Source organism: Pantoea sp. BAV 3049, from assembly GCF_009765445.1.
Classification (GTDB): Bacteria; Pseudomonadota; Gammaproteobacteria; order Enterobacterales; family Enterobacteriaceae; genus Erwinia.
In genome coordinates this window covers 2,800,440-2,826,169 of the sequence record NZ_WHOY01000031.1, presented here as the reverse complement: position 1 = coordinate 2,826,169, position 25,730 = coordinate 2,800,440, and the positions used below count along the sequence as shown (strand labels likewise).

The 25,730-nt window shown below is 55.4% G+C and carries 24 protein-coding genes; 7 read left to right on the top strand and 17 right to left on the bottom strand.

All coding sequences use genetic code 11. The features are described from left to right. Positions 1–52: 52 nt before the first annotated feature. Positions 53–1,180: a 23S rRNA (uracil(747)-C(5))-methyltransferase RlmC gene (gene rlmC, locus GSQ70_RS14205; RefSeq protein ID WP_158783143.1), complete on the top strand. Its 1,128-nt coding sequence runs from the start codon at positions 53–55 to the stop codon at positions 1,178–1,180. A gap of 6 nt (positions 1,181–1,186) precedes the next feature. Here the strand turns inward: rlmC and GSQ70_RS14200 are convergent, their stop codons facing one another. From GSQ70_RS14200 to GSQ70_RS14175, 6 genes are all read right to left on the bottom strand, one after another. Next, positions 1,187–1,924: a transporter substrate-binding domain-containing protein gene (locus tag GSQ70_RS14200; RefSeq protein WP_158783142.1), complete on the bottom strand. Its 738-nt coding sequence runs from the start codon at positions 1,922–1,924 to the stop codon at positions 1,187–1,189. A gap of 130 nt (positions 1,925–2,054) precedes the next feature. Then, entirely contained in the window at positions 2,055–2,723 is a 669-nt protein-coding gene (gene artM, locus GSQ70_RS14195) for an arginine ABC transporter permease ArtM (protein WP_158783141.1), read from the bottom strand. Next, on the bottom strand, positions 2,723–3,439 hold the full coding sequence (gene artQ, locus GSQ70_RS14190; protein ID WP_158783140.1) for an arginine ABC transporter permease ArtQ: 717 nt from the start codon (positions 3,437–3,439) through the stop codon (positions 2,723–2,725). Before artQ ends, artM begins: the two co-directional genes overlap by 1 nt. 7 nt (positions 3,440–3,446) lie before the next feature. Next, a complete protein-coding gene (artJ, locus tag GSQ70_RS14185; protein WP_158783139.1) occupies positions 3,447–4,178 on the bottom strand; it encodes an arginine ABC transporter substrate-binding protein in 732 nt (243 codons plus the stop codon). A 14-nt stretch (positions 4,179–4,192) separates the two neighbouring features. Beyond that, positions 4,193–4,921 carry an arginine ABC transporter ATP-binding protein ArtP gene (gene artP, locus GSQ70_RS14180; protein ID WP_158783138.1) on the bottom strand — a complete coding sequence of 243 codons (729 nt, stop codon included), beginning with the start codon at positions 4,919–4,921 and terminating at the stop codon, positions 4,193–4,195. A 202-nt stretch (positions 4,922–5,123) separates the two neighbouring features. Continuing rightward, positions 5,124–5,666, bottom strand: coding sequence for a lipoprotein (locus tag GSQ70_RS14175; RefSeq protein WP_158783137.1), 543 nt, complete (start codon positions 5,664–5,666; stop codon positions 5,124–5,126). Between the two features lie 107 nt (positions 5,667–5,773). Here GSQ70_RS14175 and GSQ70_RS14170 point away from each other — a divergent pair, with 107 nt between their 5' ends. Further along, positions 5,774–6,097: a heavy metal-binding domain-containing protein gene (locus tag GSQ70_RS14170; protein ID WP_158783136.1), complete on the top strand. Its 324-nt coding sequence runs from the start codon at positions 5,774–5,776 to the stop codon at positions 6,095–6,097. Further along, a complete protein-coding gene (locus GSQ70_RS14165; protein WP_199257332.1) occupies positions 6,094–6,921 on the top strand; it encodes an N-acetylmuramoyl-L-alanine amidase in 828 nt (275 codons plus the stop codon). The genes GSQ70_RS14170 and GSQ70_RS14165 overlap by 4 nt, the downstream gene beginning before the upstream one ends. 63 nt (positions 6,922–6,984) lie before the next feature. Here GSQ70_RS14165 and ltaE read toward each other — a convergent pair whose 3' ends face one another. The 5 genes from ltaE to GSQ70_RS14140 form a co-directional block, all read right to left on the bottom strand. After that, the gene (gene ltaE, locus GSQ70_RS14160) at positions 6,985–7,989 is read right to left on the bottom strand and encodes a low-specificity L-threonine aldolase (RefSeq protein WP_158783134.1); all 1,005 of its coding nucleotides are present in this window, start codon (positions 7,987–7,989) and stop codon (positions 6,985–6,987) included. A 63-nt stretch (positions 7,990–8,052) separates the two neighbouring features. Next, positions 8,053–9,774: a ubiquinone-dependent pyruvate dehydrogenase gene (poxB, locus tag GSQ70_RS14155; protein ID WP_158783133.1), complete on the bottom strand. Its 1,722-nt coding sequence runs from the start codon at positions 9,772–9,774 to the stop codon at positions 8,053–8,055. Between the two features lie 120 nt (positions 9,775–9,894). Continuing rightward, positions 9,895–10,881, bottom strand: coding sequence for an NADH oxidoreductase (hcr, locus tag GSQ70_RS14150; RefSeq protein WP_158783132.1), 987 nt, complete (start codon positions 10,879–10,881; stop codon positions 9,895–9,897). 50 nt (positions 10,882–10,931) lie between these two features. After that, positions 10,932–12,572 (bottom strand): hydroxylamine reductase, encoded by a 1,641-nt coding sequence (hcp, locus tag GSQ70_RS14145; protein ID WP_158783131.1) that lies wholly within the window; start codon positions 12,570–12,572, stop codon positions 10,932–10,934. 102 nt (positions 12,573–12,674) lie between these two features. Next, positions 12,675–13,574 (bottom strand): lysine exporter LysO family protein, encoded by a 900-nt coding sequence (locus tag GSQ70_RS14140; RefSeq protein WP_158783130.1) that lies wholly within the window; start codon positions 13,572–13,574, stop codon positions 12,675–12,677. Positions 13,575–13,710: 136 nt separating this feature from the next. On the opposite strand from GSQ70_RS14140, the gene GSQ70_RS14135 reads away from it, so the two are divergent. Beyond that, the gene (locus GSQ70_RS14135; RefSeq protein ID WP_158783129.1) at positions 13,711–15,378 is read left to right on the top strand and encodes an ATP-dependent endonuclease; all 1,668 of its coding nucleotides are present in this window, start codon (positions 13,711–13,713) and stop codon (positions 15,376–15,378) included. Positions 15,379–15,512: 134 nt separating this feature from the next. On the opposite strand, the gene cspD is transcribed toward GSQ70_RS14135, so the two are convergent. Then, positions 15,513–15,740, bottom strand: a complete 228-nt coding sequence (cspD, locus tag GSQ70_RS14130) for a cold shock-like protein CspD (protein WP_158783128.1) — start codon at positions 15,738–15,740, stop codon at positions 15,513–15,515. Positions 15,741–16,045: 305 nt separating this feature from the next. Here cspD and clpS point away from each other — a divergent pair, with 305 nt between their 5' ends. Then, positions 16,046–16,366, top strand: coding sequence for an ATP-dependent Clp protease adapter ClpS (gene clpS, locus GSQ70_RS14125; RefSeq protein WP_034941207.1), 321 nt, complete (start codon positions 16,046–16,048; stop codon positions 16,364–16,366). A 28-nt stretch (positions 16,367–16,394) separates the two neighbouring features. Beyond that, positions 16,395–18,671: an ATP-dependent Clp protease ATP-binding subunit ClpA gene (gene clpA, locus GSQ70_RS14120; RefSeq protein ID WP_158783127.1), complete on the top strand. Its 2,277-nt coding sequence runs from the start codon at positions 16,395–16,397 to the stop codon at positions 18,669–18,671. 88 nt (positions 18,672–18,759) lie between these two features. Here clpA and infA read toward each other — a convergent pair whose 3' ends face one another. The 5 genes from infA to trxB form a co-directional block, all read right to left on the bottom strand. Next, positions 18,760–18,978, bottom strand: a complete 219-nt coding sequence (infA, locus tag GSQ70_RS14115; protein WP_002211347.1) for a translation initiation factor IF-1 — start codon at positions 18,976–18,978, stop codon at positions 18,760–18,762. A gap of 362 nt (positions 18,979–19,340) precedes the next feature. Next, complete coding sequence (gene aat / locus GSQ70_RS14110; protein WP_158783126.1) at positions 19,341–20,033, bottom strand: leucyl/phenylalanyl-tRNA--protein transferase; 693 nt, start codon at positions 20,031–20,033, stop codon at positions 19,341–19,343. A gap of 32 nt (positions 20,034–20,065) precedes the next feature. After that, positions 20,066–21,793, bottom strand: coding sequence for a cysteine/glutathione ABC transporter ATP-binding protein/permease CydC (gene cydC / locus GSQ70_RS14105; RefSeq protein WP_158783125.1), 1,728 nt, complete (start codon positions 21,791–21,793; stop codon positions 20,066–20,068). Continuing rightward, positions 21,790–23,559, bottom strand: a complete 1,770-nt coding sequence (gene cydD / locus GSQ70_RS14100; RefSeq protein WP_158783124.1) for a cysteine/glutathione ABC transporter permease/ATP-binding protein CydD — start codon at positions 23,557–23,559, stop codon at positions 21,790–21,792. The genes cydC and cydD overlap by 4 nt, the downstream gene beginning before the upstream one ends. 149 nt (positions 23,560–23,708) lie before the next feature. Continuing rightward, positions 23,709–24,677: a thioredoxin-disulfide reductase gene (gene trxB / locus GSQ70_RS14095; RefSeq protein WP_158783123.1), complete on the bottom strand. Its 969-nt coding sequence runs from the start codon at positions 24,675–24,677 to the stop codon at positions 23,709–23,711. A 526-nt stretch (positions 24,678–25,203) separates the two neighbouring features. On the opposite strand from trxB, the gene lrp reads away from it, so the two are divergent. Then, positions 25,204–25,698 (top strand): leucine-responsive transcriptional regulator Lrp, encoded by a 495-nt coding sequence (gene lrp / locus GSQ70_RS14090; RefSeq protein WP_006118610.1) that lies wholly within the window; start codon positions 25,204–25,206, stop codon positions 25,696–25,698. Positions 25,699–25,730 lie beyond the last annotated feature (32 nt).

Below are 25,730 nucleotides of genomic sequence, written 5' to 3'. Positions count from 1 at the left end.
TACAGTGATACAATCCCCGCCCGCTTTTTTAATCCGGATTAACTGATTTCTCATGCACTGCGCCCTTTACGATGCCGACCGCTGCCGCTCCTGCCAGTGGCTGGAGATCCCTTATCCACGTCAGCTTGAAACCAAGCAGGAACGGCTTCGTCAGTTGCTGGCTGAGCAGCCTGTCGGACAGTGGCTGGCGCCGGTGATTTCTGCTGAGCAGATGTTTCGTAATAAGGCCAAAATGGTGGTCAGCGGCAGCGTGGAGCGACCGGTGTTGGGTATCATGCATCGTGATGGTCATCCGGTTGATCTTTGTGACTGCCCGCTCTATCCGCAGAGTTTTTCCGAAGTCTTTGCAAGACTGAAGCCGTTTATTGCCCAGGCCGGGCTGACGCCGTATAACGTCGCGCGTAAACGAGGCGAGTTGAAGTTTATCCTGCTCACTGAAAGCTCACACAGCGGCGAGCTGATGCTGCGCTTTGTATTGCGCTCAAAAGAGAAGCTGGCGCAACTGGAGCATGCGCTGCCAGCCCTGCAGCAGCAGTTGCCGCAGCTGAGCGTGATCTCTGCCAATATCCAGCCGGTACATATGGCCATTCTGGAAGGGGAAGAAGAGATCCCACTGACAGAGAATCAGGCGCTGGCCGACCAGCTAAACGATGTGCCGCTGTGGATCCGCCCGCAGAGTTTCTTCCAGACCAATCCGCAAGTGGCAGCCTCGCTGTATGGCACTGCCCGCCAGTGGGTCAGCGAGCTGGCCGTCGGCAGTATGTGGGATCTTTTCTGTGGGGTGGGCGGTTTTGGCCTGCACTGCTCAACAAAAGAGATGAGCCTCACCGGTATTGAGATTAGTGCGGAAGCTATTACGTGTGCGAAACGCTCGGCTGCGGCAATGGGCCTGGAAAACATCAGTTTTGCCGCGCTGGATTCGACGGCGTTTGCCACCGGTGAAGGGGAGGTGCCGGATCTGGTGCTGGTGAATCCTCCGCGACGCGGAATTGGCGTGCAGCTCTGCAACTCTCTCAGCGCGATGGCGCCAAAGTGGATCCTCTATTCCAGCTGTAATGCGCAGACGATGGCCAGTGATATTGCGTTAATGGCTGATTATTCGGTGGAAAAAGTGCAGCTGTTCGATATGTTCCCGCACACTGCCCACAGTGAAGTACTGACGCTGCTGAAGCGTCGCTGAGCGCCGCTACTTTTCACTGCCAAGCCAGCGCAGGCTCAGCTTACGCAGGGTGCCATCATCCTTGATGCCCTGCAGGGCTTCGTCTAGCTGGCTGAGCAGCTCCTGATTGCCTTTTCTCACGGCGATCCCCAGCCCGGAGCCGAAATAACGACTGTCCGTCACTGGCTCGCCGACCCGGGCCAGCTGGGGATTGGATTTCAGCAATTCATATACCGCTGGCGTATCGCCAAAGATGCCTTCCAGCCTGTCGTTATGTATATCCAGCAGCGCATTCTGGTAGTTGTCATAGGTCACGGCAATGATGTCCGGCCATGCCGATTGCAGATAAGCCTGCTGGGTGGTCTCGCCACCCACGCCTATACGTTTGCCTTTTAGCTGCTCAAAACTGCTGTAGCGCCCCTTCACGGCGACGATGGTGCCAGAGTTGGCGTAATAGGGCTGGGTGAAATCCACCTGTTTTTGCCGCTCAGCGGTGATGTCCATCCCGGAGATGACCACGTCATAGCGGTGAAATTTAAGCGAAGGCAGCAGGCGATCAAAAGCGTTATTAGTGAAGATACACTGGGTTTTCATGCGCTCGCACAGGGCTTTTGCCATGTCGATATCAAACCCTACCAGTTGCCCGTCACCGTCAAGAGACTCAAAGGGTGGATTGGTTGCCGAAAAGGCGAAACGAAGGGGGCCATTGGCCAGCGAGTTAAAGCTGAGGCTGGCAAGCAAAAGGGCCAGGACAAACTTGTGCATCACTTACCGTCCTTGCGGTCAAAATACCCGGCTATTATACCAGTCGGCGATAACGGGCTATCCGCTGATTAACCTGCAAAGAAGGGCTGTTTCCTGGAAATACCGGTGGTGCTGACCACCACCGGTACGATCAATTACGGTGTTCGAAGGCCAGCGCGCGGCGCTCAATCAGACGCATCATCAGGGTCAACAGTCCATTGACGCACAGATAAATCAGGCCTGCGGCCGCAAATACCGTCACGTCATAGGTCCGTCCGTACAGCAACTGCCCGTGTCCCATCACTTCCATCAGCGTGATGGTGTAAGCCAGGGAGGTACTTTTAAACACCAGCACCACCTCGTTGGAATAAGAAGAGAGGGCACGTTTAAAAGCATAGGGCAGCAGGATGCGCAGGGTATCTTTACGGTTCATCCCCAGAGCGGCACAGGACTGCCACTGACCGGAAGGGATGGCCCGCACGGCACCGTAAAACAGCTGAGTGGTATAAGCTGCACTGTTCAGCGACAGCGCCAGTAGCGCACACAACCAGGGCTGCGAAAGAAAATGCCACAGCCACGGGATCGACTGAATCGACGGGAACTGCCCCGGGCCGTAGTAGATCAGAAAGATCTGCACCAGCAGCGGAGTGCCGGTAAACAGCGTGATATAGCCACGCACGATCAGGTTCAGCACCGGAACCTTCAGGGAGAGGATCACGGTAAACAGCAGTGAGAGCAGTAGCGCCAGCATCAGTGATGCAACGGTCAGCGTCAGGCTGGTATGCAGTCCTTTCAGCAGCTCGGGTAAATAGCTCAGCATCAGTTATTCCCCCGCTCAAACCGCGTGGTATGGGCATCAATCCGCTTGAGGATCTGCTGGCTCAGCAGAGTGATCACCAGGTAAATCGCCGCGGCGATCATGTACCAGGTAAAAGGCTCCTGCGTGCGGGAGGCAATGCTTTTGGTCTGCAGCATGATGTCATTAACGCTGATCAACGACACCAGCGCGGTATCTTTCAGCAACACCAGCCACTGGTTGCCCAGGCCCGGTAATGCGTGACGCCACATCTGTGGCAGGATCAGGCGGAAGAAAATCGCCGTCGTCTTCATTCCCAGCGCCTGGCCAGATTCCCACTGACCAACCGGCACTGCTTTCAGCGCGCCGCGCAGCGTTTGCGATGCGTATGAAGAGTAGAGAACAGACAACGCGATCACGCCACAGAGAAACGGGCTGACATCGAAATTCTCGATGGTCATCTGTACCGGGATTTTCACCAGGCCCAGATTAATGGTGAAACCATCGGAAAGCGTCAGCAGCAGCTGCGAAGCGCCGAAGTAGACAAACAGCACCACCAGAATCTCCGGCAGGCCGCGAAACAGCGTCACCAGACCGGTACCGATCCAGGCGACAGGCCGCCAGCGGGCTGATTCCCAGACGGCAAAAATCATTGCCAGGATCAGGCCCACGACCAGCGCAGAAACGGCAAGGCCGACGGTCATCCCGGCGGCGCTTGCAAGAGGATAAAGTTCGCTCATTCAGAAATTACTGCTGAAACCATTTGCTGTAGATGGTTTTGTAAGTGCCATCTGCCTTCACTTTGTCCAGCGCAGCGTTGAACTGGCTCTGCAGCTCGCTGTTGCCCTGGCGAACCGCGATGCCCAGACCGGTGCCGAAGTAGGCTTTATCCGTCACTTTCTCACCGACCGGAGCCAGGTTAGCGTTCTGTTTCAGCCACTCGTTAACCACGGCAGTATCACCGAACACGGCATCGATACGACCATTTTTCAGGTCGAGGATGGCATTCTGATAGCTGTCGTAAGGCACTGTGCTGACACCAGCCATTTTTTCAGTCAGGTATTTCTGGTGTGTGGTGCCGTTCTGCACGCCAACACGTTTGCCTTTCAGCGCGTCAACGGAAGCGACTTTGCCTTTCTGGGCAATAAACAGCGCGGAGTTGTCGTAGTAGGCTTTAGTGAACAGCACCTGTTTTTCACGCTCTGGCGTGATGTCCATACCGGCCATCACCGCATCAAAGCGACGGAACTTCAGGCTGGGGATCAGGCTGTCGAATGCCTGATTAGTGAAGGAGCAGGTCGTGTTCATCTCGCGGCACAGCGCGTTAGCCAGGTCCACATCGAAGCCCTGGATCTTATTGTCAGAGTCAACAAACTCAAACGGAGGATATGAGGCTTCAGTAGCAAAACGGATGGTCTGTGCGGCGCTTGCGCTCAGGCTCAGGCCGGCTAACAGCGCGGCGAGTACGACTTTTTTCATCATTATGTCCTGCATCAGTGCGATAAATAATGGGCAAACGCTTCGGTTTGCGGCTGTGTAAAGCGGCTGGCATCGCCCTGTTCGACCACGTAGCCATTTTCCATATACACCACGCGGCTGGCGGTTTTGCGCGCCACTTCCACTTCGTGGGTTACGATCACCTGGGTGATATTGGTCTGGGAGAGTTCCTGAATAATTGACACAATCTGGGCGGTAATCTCCGGATCCAGTGCGGCGGTCGGCTCATCGAAAAGCAGGACCGCAGGCTCCATCATCAGTGCCCGGGCAATGGCCACCCGCTGTTGCTGACCACCGGAAAGATGCAGTGGGAAGCGGTCGGCAAATTTGGTCAGTCGCAGGCGCTCCAGCAATTTGTCGGCGCGGGCATGGGCCAGATCTTTGCTCAGGCCCAGCACGCGACAGGGCGCTTCGATCAGGTTCTGTGTCACCGTGAGATGCGGCCAGAGATTGTATTGTTGAAAGACCATGCCGACATTCTGCCGCAGTTCGCGGATTGCTGCATCGGAAGGGCTTTTACTGAAGTCAAAATGGTGGCCGGCGATACCCAACGTGCCGGAGCGCGGCATCTCCAGCAGGTTCAGCACGCGCAGGAGGGAGCTCTTACCGGCACCGCTTGGACCCAGCAGAACCAGCGTCTCGCCTTCGGGGCACGCCAGTTGAATATCGAACAGCGCCTGGTGGGCACCGTAAAAGCAGTTAATACCGTTAAGTTGAATACTCATGCGCAAAAAATGAATAGTAATTAGTGCTGCAAATCTTAACGTTGACGGCATAGTTATGCAATCATCGCTTTGAAAATTCGCGAATGCATGGATTAAAAGTTAAAGGCTAGCACATTATCGTGCGGGTTGAGCTAAATAGCAGCAGGGTTTGGGGCAGGGGGCGGGTTCGCGCCCTCATTCAAAAAGGACACGAACCGGAGGTCTATTTCAGCAGACGCTGGCTGAGGGAGCCGCCATCGATATGGGGATTCTGTCCCAGGTAGCGGACATCGTCCACGGCCCAGCAGGTGCCTTCACGCACCATCAGCACTTCATCCTGCCATTTCACCGGTGTGCTACCGTCGCGGGTCAGCTTCACCCGCAGCGGGATATTGCGCGCGTCGGTATTCGGGATAGTTGAAGAGTCAGCCACGCTGGCTGAAGTCGGTCCGGCAGGCAGGCTGGAGAACAGGTCACCCTGCGCCAGTGCCGCTTCTTTATCCTGTTCGCTGTTGGCTTTCAGCAGGGTCTGGTAGAGTTTGTCGCTAAGATACGGGCGGTATTTTGCCAGCTGCTGAGCGTCAGGCAGGCCCTGGGTAGGATTTTCAATGCGCATATCGTAGAACTGCTGCGCAACAGAATCCGGGCCGCCATCCACACACGGGCCCATGCGGGTGCCGATGTCCTTATAGGCGGGTTGAACTGTGGTACAGGCGCTCAGCAGCAGCGCCAGCGGAGCCAGCGCAGCAATCGCTTGGTATTTCATCTTGATTTCCTTATTGTTTCTGGATGGCGTTTTTTAGCATAAAGTATAGCCGCTCTGCTTGACCGCAAGGGCTACATCTGGAAAGAACTGTTAAAGGAGAAAAAACGATGCAGTTTTCAACCACTCCCACCCTCGAAGGCCAGCCGATCGCAGAATATTGCGGTGTGGTGACCGGTGAGGCGATCCTGGGCGCCAACATCTTTCGTGACTTTTTTGCCGGCATTCGCGACATCGTTGGTGGCCGCTCAGGCGCCTATGAAAAAGAGCTGCGAAAAGCCCGGCAGATTGCTTTTGCCGAGTTGGAAGAGCAGGCTAAGGCGCTTGGCGCTGATGCGGTAGTCGGCATTGATATCGATTATGAAACGGTCGGTAAAGACAGCAGCATGCTGATGGTCAGCGTCAGCGGCACCGCTGTTAAAACCCGCAGCTGATGCGTTTGCTGTTCGCTCTGGCAGCGGCGATGCTGCTCAGCGCCTGTGCACCGCCCGGGCTGGAAAAACATGAGGGTTACGTGGTAGACACGCGCCACCCCGCATGGGGCGCACGCCCTCGGGTCAAGGTTCTGGTGATCCATTATACCGCCGAAGATTTTCCCAGTTCGCTGGCAACCCTGACCGATCGCAATGTCAGCGCGCATTATCTGATCCCGGCCAGGCCGCATCAGCTGGGAAATCAGCCGATGGTGCTGCGGCTGGTACCGGAAACTCAGCTCGCCTGGCATGCCGGGATCAGCTTCTGGCGCGGCGCGACCCGGATAAACGATACTTCCATTGGGATTGAGCTGGAGAATCAGGGATATAAGCGCACAGCAGGCGGGCTGATCTGGTATCCGTTTACTCCCCAACAAATGGGTGCTCTGATGCCGCTGACCCGCGATATCGTAAAGCGCTATAACATCCTGCCGCAGGACGTGGTGGGACACAGCGATGTTGCGCCGCAGCGTAAGCAGGACCCGGGCCCGCTGTTCCCCTGGCACTGGCTGGCAGAGCAGGGTGTTGGAGCATGGCCAGATGCGGACCGTGTGAGGTTCTTCCTGGCGTGCAGAGCGCCGGACCAGTTGACCGATCCGGCCAATTTGCTGACCCTGCTGGCACGCTATGGCTATGAAGTGACGCCCGGTATGACGCAGAAGCAGCAGCAGAAGGTGATTGCGGCCTTCCAGATGCATTTCCGCCCGGCAGACTATCGCGGGCTGGCGGATGCGGAGAGTGAGGCTATTGCTGAAGCGTTGCTGGAGAAATACGGAACGGGCTGAATAACGATGAACTCTGCCCTGGCTGCGGAGGAATGTTCGCCCCGTAGCCAGGTTCAAATGGCGTTAAAGCGCGGCTAAAAAGGCCTTCCACTCTGCTACCAGTGTTTCCAGCGCAGGGCGGTCCACATCCAGATGCGTGACCAGGCGCGTCACACTACCGGTGCTGAGCAGGATTCCTCTCTCCTGCATCCACGCCTTCAGCGGGGCAATCTGCGCTTCTGGCAGGCGTACAAAGACCATATTGGTATCCTGACGGGAGACGTCCACCCCGAGGTTTTTCAGCTGGCTTGCCAGCCAGGCAGCGTTGTCGTGATCCTCTTTGAGGCGGGCCACATTATGCTCCAGGGCATACAGCCCGGCGGCGGCCAGGATGCCAGACTGGCGCATCGCGCCACCGGTCATTTTCCGCCAGCGCCGTGCGCGCTGAATATACTCTTCACTGCCACACAGCAGCGATCCCACCGGTGTCCCCAGTCCTTTTGACAGGCAGATGGTCAGCGTGTCGCAGTAGCGGGTTAACGCTTCAAGCTCAACGCCCAGCTCAACGGCAGCATTAAAAATGCGCGCGCCATCCACATGCAGCGCCAGTTTGCGTTCACGAGTGAACTCCCATGCCTCTTTCAGGTAGCTCAGCGGCAGCACTTTGCCGTTATGGGTATTTTCCAGGCTCAGCAGCTTAGTGATGGCGAAGTGGAAATCGTCGGGCTTGATAAACTGTGCCACCACGTCGAGCGGCAGGGTGCCGTCTGCAGAAGCCAGGATCGGCTGAGGCTGAATGCTGCCCAGTACCGCCGCACCACCGGCTTCATATTTGTAATTATGCGCCAGCTGGCCAACGATATATTCCTCACCACGCTGGCAGTGGCAGAGCAGCGCAATCAGGTTGGCCTGGGTGCCAGTTGGCAAGAACAGCGCAGCTTCTTTACCGCTGAGGCTGGCCGCTTTCGCTTCGAGTGCGTTAACCGTGGGGTCATCGCCGTATACGTCGTCACCCGTTTCAGCAGCCATCATCGCTGACAGCATGGCGGCACTCGGGCGGGTTACCGTATCACTGCGTAAATCAATCACTCTTGCACTCCTTTGATAAAAAACGGACGCCGCAGCGTCCGTAAAAAAAGACATCAGAATGTTTTACCGCAGCCAGTTGGTTTTTGCCAGTTCGACAACTTCGTCGCCACGCCCGCTGATAATGGCGCGCAGCATATACAGGCTGAAGCCCTTGGCCTGCTCCATTTTAATCTGCGGCGGCATCGCCAGCTCTTCGCCGGCCGTCACCACATCAATCAGTGCCGGGCCATCATGCGCCAGCGCCTGCTGAATGGCGGCATCCAGCTCTGAGGCCCGCTCCACGCGAATGCCCTTTACGCCACAGGCGTTGGCAATTGCGGCAAAGTCAGGGTTTTCCAGCTCGGTCCCGTCGGTCAGGTAGCCTCCGGCTTTCATCTCCATGGCGACGAAGCCCAGCACGCTGTTGTTGAAAACCACCAGCTTAACCGGCAGCTTCAGCTGCGCAACGGAGAGAAAATCCCCCATCAACATACTGAATCCGCCGTCGCCACACATCGCCACGACCTGGCGCTGACGGTCAATCGACTGCGCACCCAGCGCCTGGGGCATGGCATTCGCCATCGAGCCATGATTGAACGAACCGATCAGGCGACGCTGGCCGTTCATTTTCAGGTAGCGGGCCGCCCAGACCGTCGGTGTGCCCACATCGCAGGTAAAGATGGCATCATCGTCAGCATACTGGCTGAGCTGCTGGGCCACATACTGCGGGTGGATCGGCTGTTTGTCGTTGGCGGTAGCCAGGTCATCCAGCCCTTTACGCGCTTCGGCATAGTGCTCCAGCGCCTTATCGAGGAAGTCGCGATCCTGCTTTATGTCCAACTGTGGTAGCAGGGCGGTTAGCGTGGTTTTGATATCGCCAATCAGCGCCATATCCACATGGCTGTGCGCTCCGATGCTACCCGGATCGAGGTCAATCTGAATGATTTTTGCCTCTGCCGGATAAAACGCCCGGTAGGGAAAGCGCGTACCCAGCAGCAGCAGCGTGTCAGCGTTCATCATCGCGTGGAAACCGGATGAGAAGCCGATCAACCCGGTCATGCCGACATCATAGGGATTGTCATATTCCACATGTTCCTTGCCGCGCAGGGCATGAACCACCGGCGCTTTCAGCGTCTGAGCCAGTTTCACCACTTCATCGTGGGCCCCGGCACAGCCGCTGCCACACATCAGGGTGATATTTTGTGAACCGTTCAGCAGCCCGGCCAGCTTTGCCAGCTCTGCTAAAGGTGGCTGCACTACCGGCAACAGCGGAGGATACCAGTTTGCCGTGGCATTCTCCGGCGCGAGCTTGAGTGCCACATCGCCAGGCAGAACGACCACTGAAACGCCGCGATTCAGGATCGCTTTGCGCATGGCAATACCCAGTACCTGAGGCAACTGTTCAGGATTAGACACCAGCTCACAATAGTGGCTGCACTCCCTGAACAGCTCCTGCGGATGCGTCTCCTGGAAGTAGCCGCTGCCTATTTCACTGGAAGGAATATGCGCGGCAATGGCCAGCACCGGAACGTTATTGCGATGGCAGTCGAACAGGCCGTTAATCAGGTGCAGGTTGCCCGGTCCGCAGGAACCGGCACAGACCGCCAGTTCGCCGCTGATCTGCGCCTCGGCTCCTGCGGCAAAAGCGGCCACCTCTTCGTGACGGGTGGGCATCCATTCGATAGTGCCCATGCGGTTCAGACTGTCGCTCAGGCCATTAAGTGAGTCCCCGGTAACGCCCCAAATGCGCTTAACGCCGGCGTTTTCTAATGTTTTTGCCACCAGAGCGGCTACGGTTTGCTTCATGCTTGACTCCTTTTTTCTGGTCTTATCCCAAATTAAAACCGACTGGGAAAAGCATAGTCGAGACCGGGGGGAATGGGAGACGGATAATGGGGCCGTGGCACGTTCAGGCCCCAAGGAGGATCAGGCAATAATGATATCGCTGACAGGGAGGCAGCTGCATGCCAGAACATATCCGGCCTGCTGCTCTGAATCACTCAGCGTCTGGGTACTGCTGGTGGTATAACTTCCGCTGAGGATTTGTGTTTTACAGCAGCCACAGACGCCGGATCGGCAGGCTGCTTCAATGCTGAACTGGTTCTTCTCCATGGCGTTAAGGAGTGTATTGCCAGCGCTGAAGGTAGCGGATTTTACCTGACCCGAAGAACGCAGCGTGAATATCTCTGCTTTGCCATTCTCTTTGGTGTCGTCGGGCGCGGTAAAGTTCTCCTGCCAGATATTCTCAGCCCCAAGGTCGCGAGCGAATTGATCCATTTGATGCATATATGGTTGGGGACCGCAGATCATTACCGTTCGCTGGTTGATATCCGGCACGCATTTTTGTAACCATTCACGGGTAATTCGTCCTGCGGGAAGATCGACCGTTGGAGCATCTTCGGCAATGATTACCAGCTTTAGCCAGCTGGAGAGCGTGGCCAGCTCCTCAGCGAAAATCACCTCACTGGCGGAGCGCACGCTGTACAACAAACTGACGCTGCACTGAGGTTGCCAGGCCCGAAGCCAGCGGCACATTGACATAATGGGGGTGATACCACAGCCTGCAGCCAGCATCAGGTAGCTGTCGGCCGGGTGCTGTTCACAGGTGAAGGATCCCTGCGGGTCGGAAAGCCATATATAGTCGCCAGGCCGGACATGCTGAGTGAGCCAGCCGGAACCGAGCCCCTCTGCGATATGGCGAACTGTCAGCGTAATGTACTCACTCTGGCCCGGTGTGGATGAGAGAGTATATGCGCGAAGGTTAGCGGAGTTAGCCACCTGGACTAAAGCAAATTGTCCTGCCTGCCAGCGGTAAAAATCAGCGTTGATCAGGGCAATGGTCCAGACGTCTGAGGTTTCCTGCCGGACATGATGGACCTGCATGCGCCAGCGGCAAAGTGGATGAGTGGACATGATTTTATCTCTCGCCAATAGGGGAATGGGAAGTTTGCATGACCGTCTCCTTATGGGGCCAGGATGGCGTGCAGGTCGTTTTCAACCGTGGTCACCGACTGCAGGGCAAATTCTTTTTCCAGCAGTGCCAGCACATTTTCACTCAGGAAGGCCGGTGCAGTCGGGCCGACGCGAATATTTTTCACTCCCAGTGACAGCAGGGTCAGCAGTACCACAATGGCTTTCTGCTCAAACCAGGAGAGCACCAGTGAAAGAGGCAGGTCGTTAACTCCGCAGTTAAGCTTTTCCGCCAGCCTGATGGCGAGCGTAATGGCTGCATAGCTGTCATTGCACTGACCAACATCCAGCAGGCGGGGAAGCCCTTCCAGCGTGCCAAAATCAAGTTTGTGAAAGCGGTATTTGCCACAGGCCAGCGTGAGGATCAGACAGTTATCAGGAACTGCGGTAGCCAGATCGGTGAAATAACTGCGTTGTTCCCGGCTACCGTCGCAACCCCCAATCAGAAAGACGTGACGCAGTTTGTTTTGCGCCACCAGGTCAATCACGCTGTCGGAGGCATCCAGCAGGACCTGGCGGCCAAAACCAACGGTAATCTTGTGCGGAATTTCACTCCAGGGAAAGCCCGGGAGCGCCTGTGCCTGTTCAATAACGGCGGAAAAATCTTCTCCATCAAGGTGATTCACACCCGGCCAGCCAACAATACTGCGGGTCCAGATACGATCCTGATAATGGCCGCTAAATGGATCGATAATACAGTTAGAGGTCATTATCACCGGCCCGGGGAAGCGGGCGAATTCTTCCTGCTGGTTTTGCCAGCCACTGCCGTAGTTAGCGACCAGGTGAGGAAATTTTTTCAGTTCAGGGTAGCCATGAGCGGGCAGCATTTCCCCATGGGTGTAGACGTTAACGCCCGTGCCTGCCGTTTGCTGCAGCAACAGCTCAAGGTCTTTCAGGTCGTGGCCCGAAATCAGAATGGCTTTGCCAGCCACGGGGCGGGTGTTCACTGACACGGGCTGAGGATGGCCGTAAACGCTGGTCTGTGCTTCATCCAGCATCGCCATAATCGCAAAGTTCATTTTGCCAATGTCCATTGCGGTCTGCACTAATTCACCCATCTGGTCAGGTGAGGTGCCCAGCCATGCCATTATCTGATGATATTGCTGATAAATATTCACATCGTAACGGTGATGAACATGAGCATGTTCCATATAGGCCGCCGCCCCTTTCAGGCCGTACAGGCAGAGCAGGCGCAGGCCAAAGATATCTTCATCGGTTTCGCCTTGTGCCAGCGCCCAGCTGGCGGCCTGCTGCTGAAGCTGCTGCAGGTCGTTGCTCAGCAGGGTAATTTCAGCGGCGGGATGAAGGGGACCGCGTGAGAGGCCAGACAGCTGCGCTTTCAATTGTTCACGATAAGCGATGGCCTGCCGGGCATACTCCACGATGCGTTGAGAGTCGAAATTCACATTCGTCAGGGTGGCAAAAAAAGCCCTGGGAGCGAAGCTGTCAATATCATGATCCACAATGTCATGCTCGCGCGCTTCCAGCGCCCAGGCTGACAGCCCTTGCAGAACGGCAATCAGTAAATCCTGCAAATCGGAAGTCTGGGCTGTTTTGCCACACATGCCCTGAGCATATGAACAGCCATTACCAGAGGGAGATCGAATCGTTTGCTCACATTGAACGCAAAACATGCTGAACCTTTATAAGTTGTATTTAAAATGCAACTTTATACCTATGCTGTTTCGGGTGCCGCAAAAAACACCCGCTTAGTTGATCAGGCTCAAAAACAGCGATCAGGAAGAGAACAGGGCAATCAGAATGGGTGCCGCCAGGCTGAGAATAAAGCCGTGTACGATAGCTGCAGGCACAATCTCCATCCCGCCGCTGCGCTGCAGGACCGGCAGAGTAAAGTCCATGGAGGTTGCGCCGCACAGTCCCAGTGCGCTGGAGCGGTGATGGGCGATCAGCGCCGGGATCAGCATAATCGCCAGCAGTTCACGCAGCAGATCGTTGAAGAAGGCCGCACTGCCGATCACGGGCCCGAAGGATTCGGTCATCAGTATCCCGGAGAGGGAGTACCAGCCAAAGCCCGAGGCCATTGCCAGCCCGGTTTTTAACGGCAGGCCCAGTGCAAATGCGGCTATCACTCCACCGATCATTGCGCTGACAAAAACCACCAGGGCCACCATCAGGCCGCGGCGATTCAGGATGATTTGCCGCAGCGTCATGCCGTTTCCGCGCAGCTGCAGACCAACCAGGAACAGCAGAAACAACAGCGCATATTCGCTGGCTTCCGAGGCAAACTTCAGCGGTGGCCAGTGGCAGAGGCCAATCACAAAGCCGCCGACCACCACGCCGCAGAGCTTCAGGGACTCCAGCGCCATATGCAGCCGGGAGGGTAGCGCTTCCTTGTGATGATTATGCTGCCAGGGAAACCTGGCTTCGAGCAGGCGCAGTGCCAGCATGTTGCAGATAAGGATGCAGGCGGCGCTGATCAGGCAGTAGTGGAAAATGGCCAGCAGATTGGTCGCCAGGTTATCAAGGAAGGCCAGGCTGATCCCCATAAAAAACAGGATCACATACACCATCCAGCTCAGCAGCTTATTGACCAGTTTTTGCAGAGAAACGCGCTTAGCGGGCAGAAGATAACCGACAATAAGCGGCACAAGGATGATCAGAAGTCCTGAGTACATGATGCAGTTCGTCCGTGGAAGTCATTTTGGCGCTATCCTGACGAAATTTTCAATCTGAGTAAAGCTCTGTTCAGGCCGGTAACTTGACCCATTGAGAAAGGACGACCATTCTCTGTAAAAACACAGGGAAAACCTGATGCTCATTGAACACATTTCCATTGCCGGCTTCCGCGGAATGCCCAGACTTTCTCTGCCGCTGGAGCAGGGCAACGTGCTGATAGGCGAGAATGCCTGGGGCAAATCCAGCCTGCTGGATGCCCTGACATTGCTGCTGGCTCCACAGGGCGAACTCTACTCTTTTGCGCTGCACGATTTCCATTTTCCGCCTGGCTCACAGGGGGAACGGCTGCGCCAGCTGCATATTCAGTTTACCTTTCGTGAAAGTGAAGAGGGTGAAGCAGAGACATCCCGTCTGAAGGCTTTGAGATCGGTTTGGCAAGATGGCTCAACGGGATATAAACAGCTTACTTTCCGTGCTGAAGGTGAAATTCTGGACGGCGAAAAAGTCAAAACACGCCGGCAGTTTCTGACTGCCTCAGGTGAGATAATCAGCGAAATTAACACCGAAAGTCTGACCCGGGAATTGATTAAATTGCATCCGGTGCTGCGGCTGCGAGATGCGCGTTTTAATCGCCGCCTCAGGCTCGAAGCCTCCTCCGAAGCAAATAAACAAAATATTGCCCCACTGGTCACCCAGGTTGATACGCTGACCCGTGAGCTGGCCTCCAGCCCGCAAAACCTGACCGATGAGGCTATCCGTCAGGGATTGCTGACCATGCAGCAACTGCTGGAGCACTATTTCGCCGTACAGCCGGCTGAGCTTTCAACGCCGCAGCGTCGCACTCCTCCAGCACACCGGCAGGATCGGCAGGGCTGGCGGGCACTCGATAGCCTGAATCGCCTGATTGCCGGAGATGATAACCGCAGCCGCCAGTTGATCCTGCTGCGGATGTTTGCCCTGCTGGTTCAGGCACAGGGTACCTGTCAGTTAGACCCTCTTTCGCGCCCGCTATTGTTGATTGAGGATCCGGAAACCCGGCTGCACCCAATTATGCTGGCGGTAGCCTGGGGGCTGCTCAGCCTGCTCCCGCTGCAAAAGATCACTACCACCAACTCCAGTGAGCTGCTGTCACAGGTCCCGGTTGAGGACGTCTGCCGTCTGGTGCGTGAAGCGGATCGGGTGGCGGCATGGCGGCTCGGTCCCACGGGAATGAATGCCGAAGACAGTCGACGTATTGCTTTCCATATCCGTTTTAACCGGCCTTCATCATTATTTGCCCGTTGCTGGCTGCTGGTGGAAGGTGAAACCGAGGTCTGGGTGATGAACGAGCTGGCCCGGCAGTGCGGGTTTCACTTTGCCGCAGAGGGCATCAAGGTGATTGAATTTGCCCAGTCTGGCCTGCGGCCTTTACTGAAATTTGCCCAGCGGATGGGGATAGAATGGCATGTGCTGACCGACGGCGATGATGCGGGGAATAAGTACTCCGCCACCACCCGCAGCCAGCTGAAAGATCATCAGCAGCATGAACAGCATCACCTGACCCAGTTACCCGCACTGGATATGGAGCATTTCCTGTACAGGCAGGGATTTTCAGACGTTTATCATCGTTCAGCACGGCTGCCGCCGGATGCGCCGATGAACGCAAGACGGATTATTACCAGAGCCATTCAGCACTCTTCGAAACCGGAACTGGCCATTGCGGTTGCGGCGGAAGCCGCAGAGCGGGGTGTGGGGTCCATTCCCCCGTTGCTGCGCACAATGTTTGATACGGTGCAGTGGCTGGCACGCAGAAGGGCGGATTAATTTCAAATTGAGCGGGCTTGAAAAATGACAGCGAAGCCCAATCTTACTAATGTTGGTGAAAAGAGATGATAAAAATGCCAGCTGGTGTGGCTGGCATTTTACACAAGGGTTGGTCAGAATGAGTGAAGGAAAGGTCAGGCACTGACTGCCATCGCCGTTTCCACAGGAACGATAAGGCTGGCATGATTGCCTTTCGGCCCCTGATGCACATCAAACTGGACTTGCTGCCCGGCTTTCAGCGTTCTGTAGCCATCCATCTGGATGGTTGAGTAGTGGGCGAAGATATCATCGCCGCCACCGACCGGACAGATAAAGCCGAAGCCCTTGGCATTATTGAACCATTTAACAGTACCCGTCTCCATGCTTCTACATCCCTCGCAAGACATTCAAATGGGTGAGGTGACTCTAAGCTGGTCAAAACGCATTCAGCTTATGCCTGTACTGTAGAGAAATAGCATAGAGCGTCAAGCAATTGGGGCATTGAGAGCGGGACGAAATCGTCAAAATTTGAAGCAGTTAACGCTATTGCAAATTTTGTGATGAAGGTCGCGTAGCGGCAGTTTGCAGCAAAAATTCATCGGCGCGGGCCAGCATTTTGGGCGTGTTAAACTTACCCTTAAGAGTGTTAGTCTGGCGTAAGCGAGCAACGTTTTCACATTGGGTACGTATGGGAAACACTAACGATTGGCTTAACTTTGAACATCTTGCAGATGACAAACTCCGTGAAGGACTCAAGCCACCTTCGATGTATAAAGTTATTCTTAACAATGACGATTATACACCTATGGAATTTGTTATTGACGTACTGCAAAAGTTCTTTTCTTATGATGTTGAACGTGCAACGCAACTGATGCTTGCGGTCCACTACCAGGGAAAGGCGATTTGCGGTGTTTTCACTGCCGAAGTGGCAGAGACCAAAGTCGCTCACGTAAATAAATACGCCAGGGAGAACGAGCATCCGTTGCTGTGTACGCTGGAAAAAGCCTGAATAAGGCGATCTATTGGGGGAGGTGCCTATGCTCAATCAAGAACTGGAACTCAGTTTAAACATGGCTTTCGCCAGAGCGCGCGAGCACCGTCATGAATTTATGACCGTCGAGCATCTGTTACTGGCACTGCTCAGTAATCCGTCGGCCAGAGAGGCACTGGAAGCCTGTACGGTGGATATCGTGGCTCTCCGGCAGGAGCTCGAAGCCTTCATCGAACAAACCACCCCGGTCTTGCCGGTCAGCGAAGAAGAGCGCGACACTCAGCCGACGCTCAGTTTCCAACGTGTTCTGCAACGTGCGGTTTTCCACGTGCAGTCATCCGGCCGCAGCGAAGTGGCAGGCGCCAATGTGCTGGTCGCTATTTTCAGTGAGCAGGAGTCACAGGCTGCATATCTGCTGCGTAAGCATGAAGTCAGCCGTCTTGACGTGGTGAATTTCATCTCCCACGGCACGCGCAAAGATGAACCCGGCCCGGCTTCAGGGGCTGAAAACCCGGTAAACGAAGAGCAAGCAGGCGGGGAGGAACGTATGGAAAACTTCACCACCAATCTTAATCAGCTTGCTCGTGTGGGCGGCATTGATCCCCTGATCGGGCGCGATAAAGAGCTGGAACGGACCATTCAGGTGCTTTGCCGCCGCCGTAAGAATAACCCGCTGCTGGTGGGTGAGTCAGGCGTGGGTAAAACCGCCATTGCGGAAGGTCTGGCCTGGCGTATCGTGCAGGGCGACGTGCCGGAAGTGATGAAAGATGCCACGATTTACTCGCTGGACATCGGCTCGCTGCTGGCCGGAACCAAATACCGCGGCGATTTCGAAAAACGTTTTAAGGCGTTGCTCAAGCAGCTGGAGCAGGATAACAGCAGCATTCTGTTTATTGATGAGATCCACACCATTATCGGTGCTGGTGCCGCCTCCGGTGGCCAGGTGGATGCTGCAAACCTGATTAAGCCGCTGCTCTCCAGCGGGAAAATCCGTGTGATGGGATCCACCACCTATCAGGAGTTCAGCAACATCTTTGAAAAAGATCGTGCGCTGGCCCGTCGTTTCCAGAAAATCGACATTACCGAACCTTCTGTTGACGAAACGGTGCAGATCCTCAATGGCCTGAAGCCGAAGTACGAAGCGCACCACGACGTACGTTACACCGCCAAAGCGGTTCGTGCAGCCGTGGAGCTGGCAGTGAAATACATCAACGATCGTCATCTGCCGGATAAGGCGATTGACGTGATTGATGAGGCGGGTGCTCGCGCACGCCTGATGCCGGTCAGCAAGCGTAAGAAAACGGTGAACGTAGCAGATATTGAATCCGTGGTTGCCCGCATTGCGCGTATTCCGGAGAAAAGCGTTTCTGCCACCGACCGCGACACGCTGAAGACCTTAAGCGATCGCCTGAAAATGTTGGTATTCGGCCAGGATGATGCGATTGAGGCCTTAACCGAAGCGATCAAAATGAGCCGCGCCGGTCTGGGTCAGGATCGTAAACCTGTCGGTTCCTTCCTGTTCGCTGGTCCGACCGGCGTGGGTAAAACCGAGGTGACCGTACAGCTGGCGAAAGCGCTGGGTATCGAGCTGCTGCGTTTCGACATGTCAGAGTACATGGAGCGACATACCGTCAGTCGTCTGATTGGTGCGCCTCCGGGTTATGTTGGCTTCGATCAGGGCGGGCTGCTGACTGATGCGGTGATCAAACACCCGCATTCTGTGGTGCTGCTTGATGAGATCGAAAAAGCGCATCCGGACGTATTCAACCTTCTGCTGCAGGTAATGGATAACGGCATGTTGACCGATAACAATGGTCGTAAAGCCGATTTCCGTAACGTGGTGGTGGTGATGACGACCAACGCTGGCGTGCGTGAAACTGAGCGTAAATCTATCGGCCTGATCCAGCAGGATAACAGCACCGATGCCATGGAAGAGATCAAAAAGATCTTTACGCCGGAGTTCCGCAACCGTCTTGACAACATTATCTGGTTTAAACATCTCGATACCGAGGTGATCCATCAGGTGGTGGACAAGTTTATTGTCGAACTGCAGGCGCAGCTGGATGCGAAAGGCGTGTCGTTGGAAGTCAGTGATGACGCTCGTGACTGGCTGGCTGAGAAAGGCTACGACAAGGCGATGGGTGCCCGTCCGATGGCGCGTACCGTACAGGAAAGCCTGAAAAAACCGCTGGCAAACGAACTGCTGTTCGGTTCACTGGTGGATGGTGGATCGGTCTCTGTGGCTCTCGATAAAGAGAAAAACGAGCTGACCTACCACTTCCTCAGCGCCGAGAAGCGTAAAACGGAAGGCACGGTCCACTGATCAGGATCCTGAAAAAGCAAAAGGCCGCACGGTGTGCGGCCTTTTTTTTAGGGTGCTGCGGGCTTTTCAGCGGCAGCACGGCAGGATATTAGCGACTACGGAAGACAATGCGGCCTTTGCTCAGGTCGTACGGGGTCAGCTCTACAGTGACTTTGTCGCCCGTCAGGATGCGGATATAGTTTTTGCGCATTTTACCGGAGATGTGAGCGGTAACCACGTGTCCGTTTTCTAACTCAACGCGGAACATGGTGTTAGGTAACGTATCCAGTACGGTACCCTGCATTTCAATATTGTCTTCTTTGGCCATCGAATCCTCTAGGTGTTACAACCTTAGTTTTGAACCGGCAAGATAATGCCGAATTTCAAGTATTATGTAAAGAATTGTTGGTGATTTCACCAGCGTTAACCCCTCTGTACGTGCTCTGCGCAGAGGAGCTCAAAATTAAAACTGAGTAGAGTAATGGCGTCAGCGTGGGGGAATAGAGGGCTAAGAGTGGGTCTGCATTCGCTCCTGCGCGTAATGAAAACCGAAAGACGAGGTGCGTTAATATTCCCAGCCAGGCCAATCCCGGCTCGCCAGTAACAGGAGGCGAAGGGCGGACGACATACCAAACGCGCATATTATATCACTGTTCTCCACGTCTGCGTGGAAAACATCGCGAAATAGCATCAAAAAAGGGTCTGTTGCTGCCAGCACTCTGCTGCCATAGATTGATGCGCCAGTGAATTCACCTGCTGCAGATAGTCCGCTCTGGCAATCTCTTCTGCACCCAGCGACGCGGTATGCGGGTTCAGTACCTGGCAGTCGATTAGCCTGCCACCCTGCTGCTGAAAATAGCGGCTGAACACCAGCAGGGCAGTTTTAGAGGCATTTTCGCTGCGGCTGAACATCGACTCACCGCAAAAGATCTGCCCCAGTGCCAGCCCGTACATCCCTCCGACCAGCTCGTTACCCAACCAGACCTCAACAGATTGTGCGTGACCGGCTTCAAACAGCTTGAGCCATGCGCGCTTCACTTCGTTGGTGATCCACGTTCCTTCCTGACGATCGCTGGCACAACCTTCGATTACGTCATAAAAATTCTGATTCATGGTGACGGAGTAGGGAGAACGCTGATGAAAACGTTTCATACTGCGGCTGAGATGAAATCTTTCCGGATAGAGCACCGCACGAGGATCGGGTGACCACCAGAGGATCGGATCTCCTGGCGAGAACCACGGAAAGATCCCCCGATAGTAGGCGCTGAGCAGGCGCGGCGGGCTGAGGTCGCCGCCCATAGCCAGCAAGCCGTTAGGTTCGCGCAGCGCCATCTCCGGCGGCGGAAAGTTCAGTGACTCCCTGGAAAGCTGAATCAGACGCATGGTGAAAATCTCTGTCAAACGAGAGCCTTTGACTATAGCGCAAACTGCTGGTGAAAATACCAGTAACGCCCTTGTTTTGAGATTAATTCGGCGTGATTTCCCTGCTCGGTAATACAGCCGTTATCCATAATGCAAATTTTGTCGAAATGGCTGAGCCCCTGGAGACGGTGCGTCACCATGACCAGCGTTTTATCCTGTGCTACCTGGCGCAGCAACTGGAGGATTTGCTGCTCGGTTTCCGCATCCAGTCCTTCCGTGGGTTCATCAAGCAGCAGCAATGAGCCACCGTGGAGCAGAGCGCGAGCCAGCCCCAGACGGCGCAATTCACCACCGGAGAGCTGACGGCCACCTTCACCCAGCCAGGCATTCAGACCCTGATCGTTATTCAGCAAGGCTTCCAGCCCTACCTGGCGCAGCACTGCGGCCATTTGTTCATCGCTGCTGTCCGCCGAGGCCAGCCGCAGATTTTCCCGCAGTGTGCTGCTGAATAGATGCACGCGCTGGGTCACCACGCTGGTGACAGCCCGCAGCGAGGCTTCATCCCAACTTTTCAGCGGCTGGCCGTTCAGTGCTATCTCTCCGGCGTCAGGATCCCAGGCGCGGGTCAGCAGCTGAAGCAGGGTCGATTTACCACAGCCAGTCCGCCCCAGCAGCGCGATATGCTCACAAGGCGCGACATCCAGTGAGATCCCCTGTAATACGTTTCGGCCACCTTGCCAGGTGAAGTTTACATCACGAAGGGAAAGTTTCGCTCCCTGTGCGACAGGTGGCATTGACGTGGGGAACTCCACCGCGGGCTGCTGGCTGACGATCTGGCTGACCCGCTTTGCCGAGGCCATCACCTGACCGAGATGCAGGAAAGCGCCTCCGACCGGTGCCAGCGCTTCGAAGGCGGCCAGGGCGCAGAACACAAACAGCGCAATCAGTGCGCCGGGCTGTGTATCCCGGCCCACGCCACTGGCGCTGAGCCAGAGCATCAGCACGACAGTCAGTCCGGTAATCATTAACAACAAAGCCTGGGAAAGGCCGCCAAGGCTTGCCTGAGCGCGCTGAGCCTGCTGCCAGTCCGTTTCGGTCTTATCCAGTTCAGCACGGAAGCGCGGCGCGGCACCATACAGTTTCAGCTCGGCCTGGCTATGCAGCCAACTGGTCAACTGGCTGCGGTACTGAGCGCGCAAACGGGTCAGGGCGATACCTGCCGGGCGGCCCATGCGATAAAAAATCGGTGGCAGCAGTAGCAGCGTCAGCAGCAGCAGGCCGCCCAGCGTGACGGCCAGCTGCCAGTCCAGCCAGCTGAGACCGACGGTGACCGCCAGAATGACCGCCATTGCCCCGATCAGCGGCGAAATGATGCGCAGATACAGGTGATCAAGAGTATCCACATCCGCCACCAGTCTGTTCAGCAGGTCACCCTTGCGGAAGGCGGTCAGTCCGGCCGGAGAGAGCGGCATCAGTCTGCTGAAGGTAAAGACCCGCAGATGTTCAAGAACCCGAAAGGTACCATCATGGCTGACCAGGCGTTCGAAATAGCGCGCAGCGGTGCGGGTGATTGCTGCACCCCGCACACCGGCAGCAGGCAGCATATAGTTAAAGCTGTAAAGGCCGGCCACACCGGCCAGCGAAGAGGCGGCGAGGAACCAGCCTGACAACGTCAGCAGACCGATGCTGGCCAGCAGAGTGACGACAGCCAGCACCACGCCCAGCGCCAGCCGCCATATGTGGCGGCGATAGAGTGCCAGGAAGGGCAGCAAAGTTTTCATTCCACAGTCTCCTGACGACGGGATGCCAGATCGGCAAAGGCACCTGCGCTTTGCGAAAGTTGCTGATGGCTACCCTGCTGAATAATTTTACCGTCACGCATCAGCCAGACTTCATCCCAGTGCGCCAGCTGATCGAGCTGATGAGTGATCAGCAGCGTGCTCTGCTGGTGAGAGGCTGACTGCAGGGCCTGATTGACATGCTGCTCGCTGTGGCTGTCCAGACTCGCGCCCGGTTCATCCAGCAGCAGGAGCTTGCAGGGTTTATACAATGCCCTTGCAACGGCGATGCGTTGTGCCTGCCCCACTGACAGGTTTGCTGCCATCTCGCCAGTTTCGCTCTGCAGACCCTCTGGCAACTGTGACAGGAATTCCGTGACCCCGGCAGCCTCACAGACCTGCTGTAGTTTTTGCATATCGTGGTTGCCATTCAGCGCGATATTTTCGACCAGCGTGCTGGCAGGCAGGTGCGGATTCTGCCCGACCCAGGCCAGCTGCTGCTGCCAGTATTCCGGCTGGATATCCCGCAGCTCCACGCCGTTCACCTGCAGCGACCCCTGATAGGGGAGGTTGCCGAGCAGCGCATTCAGCAGGGAGGTTTTTCCTGCGCCGCTCTGGCCTACCAGCGCAATCCTCTGTCCCGGCCGGAAAGTGAAATCAAGCGGACCAGCCAGCGGTACTCCCTGCGGAGAAACGATCATCAGCTCTGCAGCCCTGATGGTCAGACCGAGGCCCAGTTCAGGTGTCTGTTCACCGTGGCGGGTTTCCAGCTCACCCATCTCTGTCAGGAAAACTTCGAGAGAGTCTGCGCCACCCACAGCCTGCGCTTTCGAGTGATAAAAAGCGCCCAGATCCCTGAGAGGCAGGAAGAATTCCGGTGCGAGTATCAGCGCGAGGAAACCGGCAAACAAAGTGATGCCGCCGCCGTAGTGGCCGAAGTTCAATTCGCCGAGATAAGAGAAACCGAAGTAGACGGCCACCACGGCAATGGAGATGGAGGCGAAAAACTCCAGCACGGCGGACGAGAGGAACGCCAGGCGCAGCACTTCCATGGTGCGCTGACGGAAATCGATTGAGGCTTCACGTATTTCCCGGGTTTCAGCCTCCACGCGATGAAACAACCGCAACGTATCCATCCCGCGCAGGCGGTCGAGGAAATGCCCGCTGAGTCGTGCCAGAGCCAGAAAATTACGGCGATTGGCATCCGCTGCGCCCATACCCACCAGGGCCATAAACAGTGGGATTAACGGCGCGGTAGCCAGCAGAATCATCGCTGCTGCCCAGTTAACCGGGAACAGGGCAATAAGGATAAAGCAGGGGATAATCACCGCCAGCAGCATCTGTGGCAGATAGCGGGAGTAGTAATCCTGCATATCTTCGATCTGCTCCAGCAGAAGCGTGGCCCAGCTTCCTGCCGGTTTGCCCTGAATCCAGGCCGGACCAAGGGCTTCAAGCCGGTTAAGTACCGTCCTGCGCAGTGTCTGCCGGATGGCTTTACCACACTCAAAGCCCGCCTTTTCGCGTAGCCAGACCAGCAGTGCACGCAAGGCGAAACAGCCGAAAAGCAGTATAAAGTGAGGGATCAGATCCGCGCGGGAGTGCTGCTCAACAATCAGGGATTGCAGCAGCCCGGCGAGCAGCCAGGCCTGCAGCAGGATCAGCAGCGCGCTGAAAATTCCCAGATACAGCGAAAGCCTTAACCAGCGCTTGCCATGCCCGCTCTGGCTTTTCAACCAGCGAAGTAACTGTTGCTGCCGTGATTTGTCCATGCCTTACCAGAGAGTCGGGCGCTCAGCGCATACGGGCTGTAACGACCCCGTAATGTTCAGGGGAATTGTTGGTAATGTTACAATGCAGAAAGAAAAAAGGCGACCAGTTGCGGTCGCCTTCGGCAAGATTGATGCAGGTTTTTAACAAGTTACTGAGAGTTTTTAACTAACCCATCCAGATAACGTTCTGCATCCAGCGCAGCCATACAGCCGGTGCCTGCGGAGGTGATCGCCTGACGGTAGATGTGATCCATTACGTCACCGGCAGCGAATACGCCCGGGATGCTGGTCTGCGTGGCGTTACCCTGCAGACCTGAGTGCACCTTGATGTAACCATTTTCCAGTTCGAGCTGATCTTTGAAGATAGCCGTGTTAGGGCTGTGGCCGATGGCGACAAACAGACCGGTAACGTTCAGCTCTTCGGTCTGGGTTTCATCCAGCGCAGAGCGCAGGCGCAGGCAGCTGACGCCCATCTGGTCACCCATCACTTCGTCCAGCGTCTGTTGAGTGTGCAGCACAATGTTGCCGTTGCGCACTTTTTCCATCAGCCGGTCAATAAGGATTTTTTCAGCACGGAAGCTGTCACGGCGGTGGATCAGGTGCACTTCCGCAGCAATATTAGCCAGATACAGGGCTTCTTCCACAGCCGTATTACCACCGCCAATAACGGCAACTTTCTGGTTTCGATAGAAGAAGCCATCACAAGTGGCACAGGCAGATACGCCTCGCCCTTTAAACTCTTCTTCTGATGGCAGGCCCAGATAACGGGCTGAAGCGCCAGTCGCGATAATTAACGCATCGGCAGTATATTCGCCGCTGTCACCAGTCAGGCGGAAAGGACGATTCTGCAGATCAACAGTGTGAATATGGTCGAAAATGATCTCGGTGTTGAATTTCTCAGCATGTTCCTGCATGCGTTCCATCAACAGCGGGCCGGTCAGATCATGCGGGTCGCCCGGCCAGTTTTCCACTTCAGTTGTGGTGGTCAACTGACCGCCTTTCTCCAGCCCGGTAATCAGAACCGGGTTCAAATTCGCACGGGCGGCGTAAACGGCGGCGGTATAGCCTGCTGGGCCTGAACCCAGGATAAGTAATTTACTGTGTTTGGCGGTGCTCATAAGACCCTCAATTGTTGACTGGCAACCCTGGTTCGATTGTAGGGAATTTAGCGGGGCAAAAAAAGCATTCTGCAATTTTGTTAACAATGGCTGTGAAAGGTTTAACCAATTCACCGTTGAACCACCAGAGGGAGGTGTGCGCCATAATGGAGCAGGCTTTGACTTATGGCGGTGCATTCCGGCCTGAATAGTCATTTAAAAACAGTCACGCAGCGATACTTCTGGCATGTTGTACTGATTTTAGTTGTTTTGCTTTGACAATCGGCTGCGCTTTTGCGAAAACAGTGTAGGAAGCAAAGGGTTTTTCGGCGCGCAAAACAGGTTTTCATCCCAACATTTGCGCTTCTCGCCAGATAAATCCGGTCTGTCATTGGTCATGACGCATGGTGTGGACAGACAACATGCGTCATACGGATGGGCGTTTTGAATCGCAGCAGGCTCCAGACTTCACTTAGAACAACCCTGTGACAATGAACTCGTTCAGGGTATGGCAGGTAAAGGGAAGGCATTAAGAGAGACAATAATAATGGTAGACAATAAAAAACGGCCCGGTAAAGATCTCGACAGAATCGATCGCAACATCCTCAATGAACTGCAGAAGGATGGGCGTATCTCTAACGTCGAGCTTTCGAAGCGTGTAGGTTTATCACCGACACCATGCCTTGAGCGTGTTCGTCGTCTTGAAAGGCAGGGTTTTATCCTTGGCTATACCGCCCAGCTTAATCCGCACTATCTGGATGCTTCGCTGCTGGTATTCGTTGAGATTACTCTGAATCGTGGTGCACCTGATGTGTTTGAGCAATTTAACGCCGCAGTGCAAAAACTTGAGGAAACTCAAGAGTGTCATCTTGTTTCAGGGGATTTCGACTATTTGTTGAAAACCCGCGTACCAGATATGTCTGCCTATCGTAAATTGCTGGGTGAAACCCTGCTGCGCCTGCCGGGCGTGAACGATACGCGCACCTATGTGGTCATGGAAGAAGTGAAGCAAAGTAACCGCCTGGTCATTAAAACGCGGTAACACAGGGCAGGTGCAAAACCTGGAAGATTTCG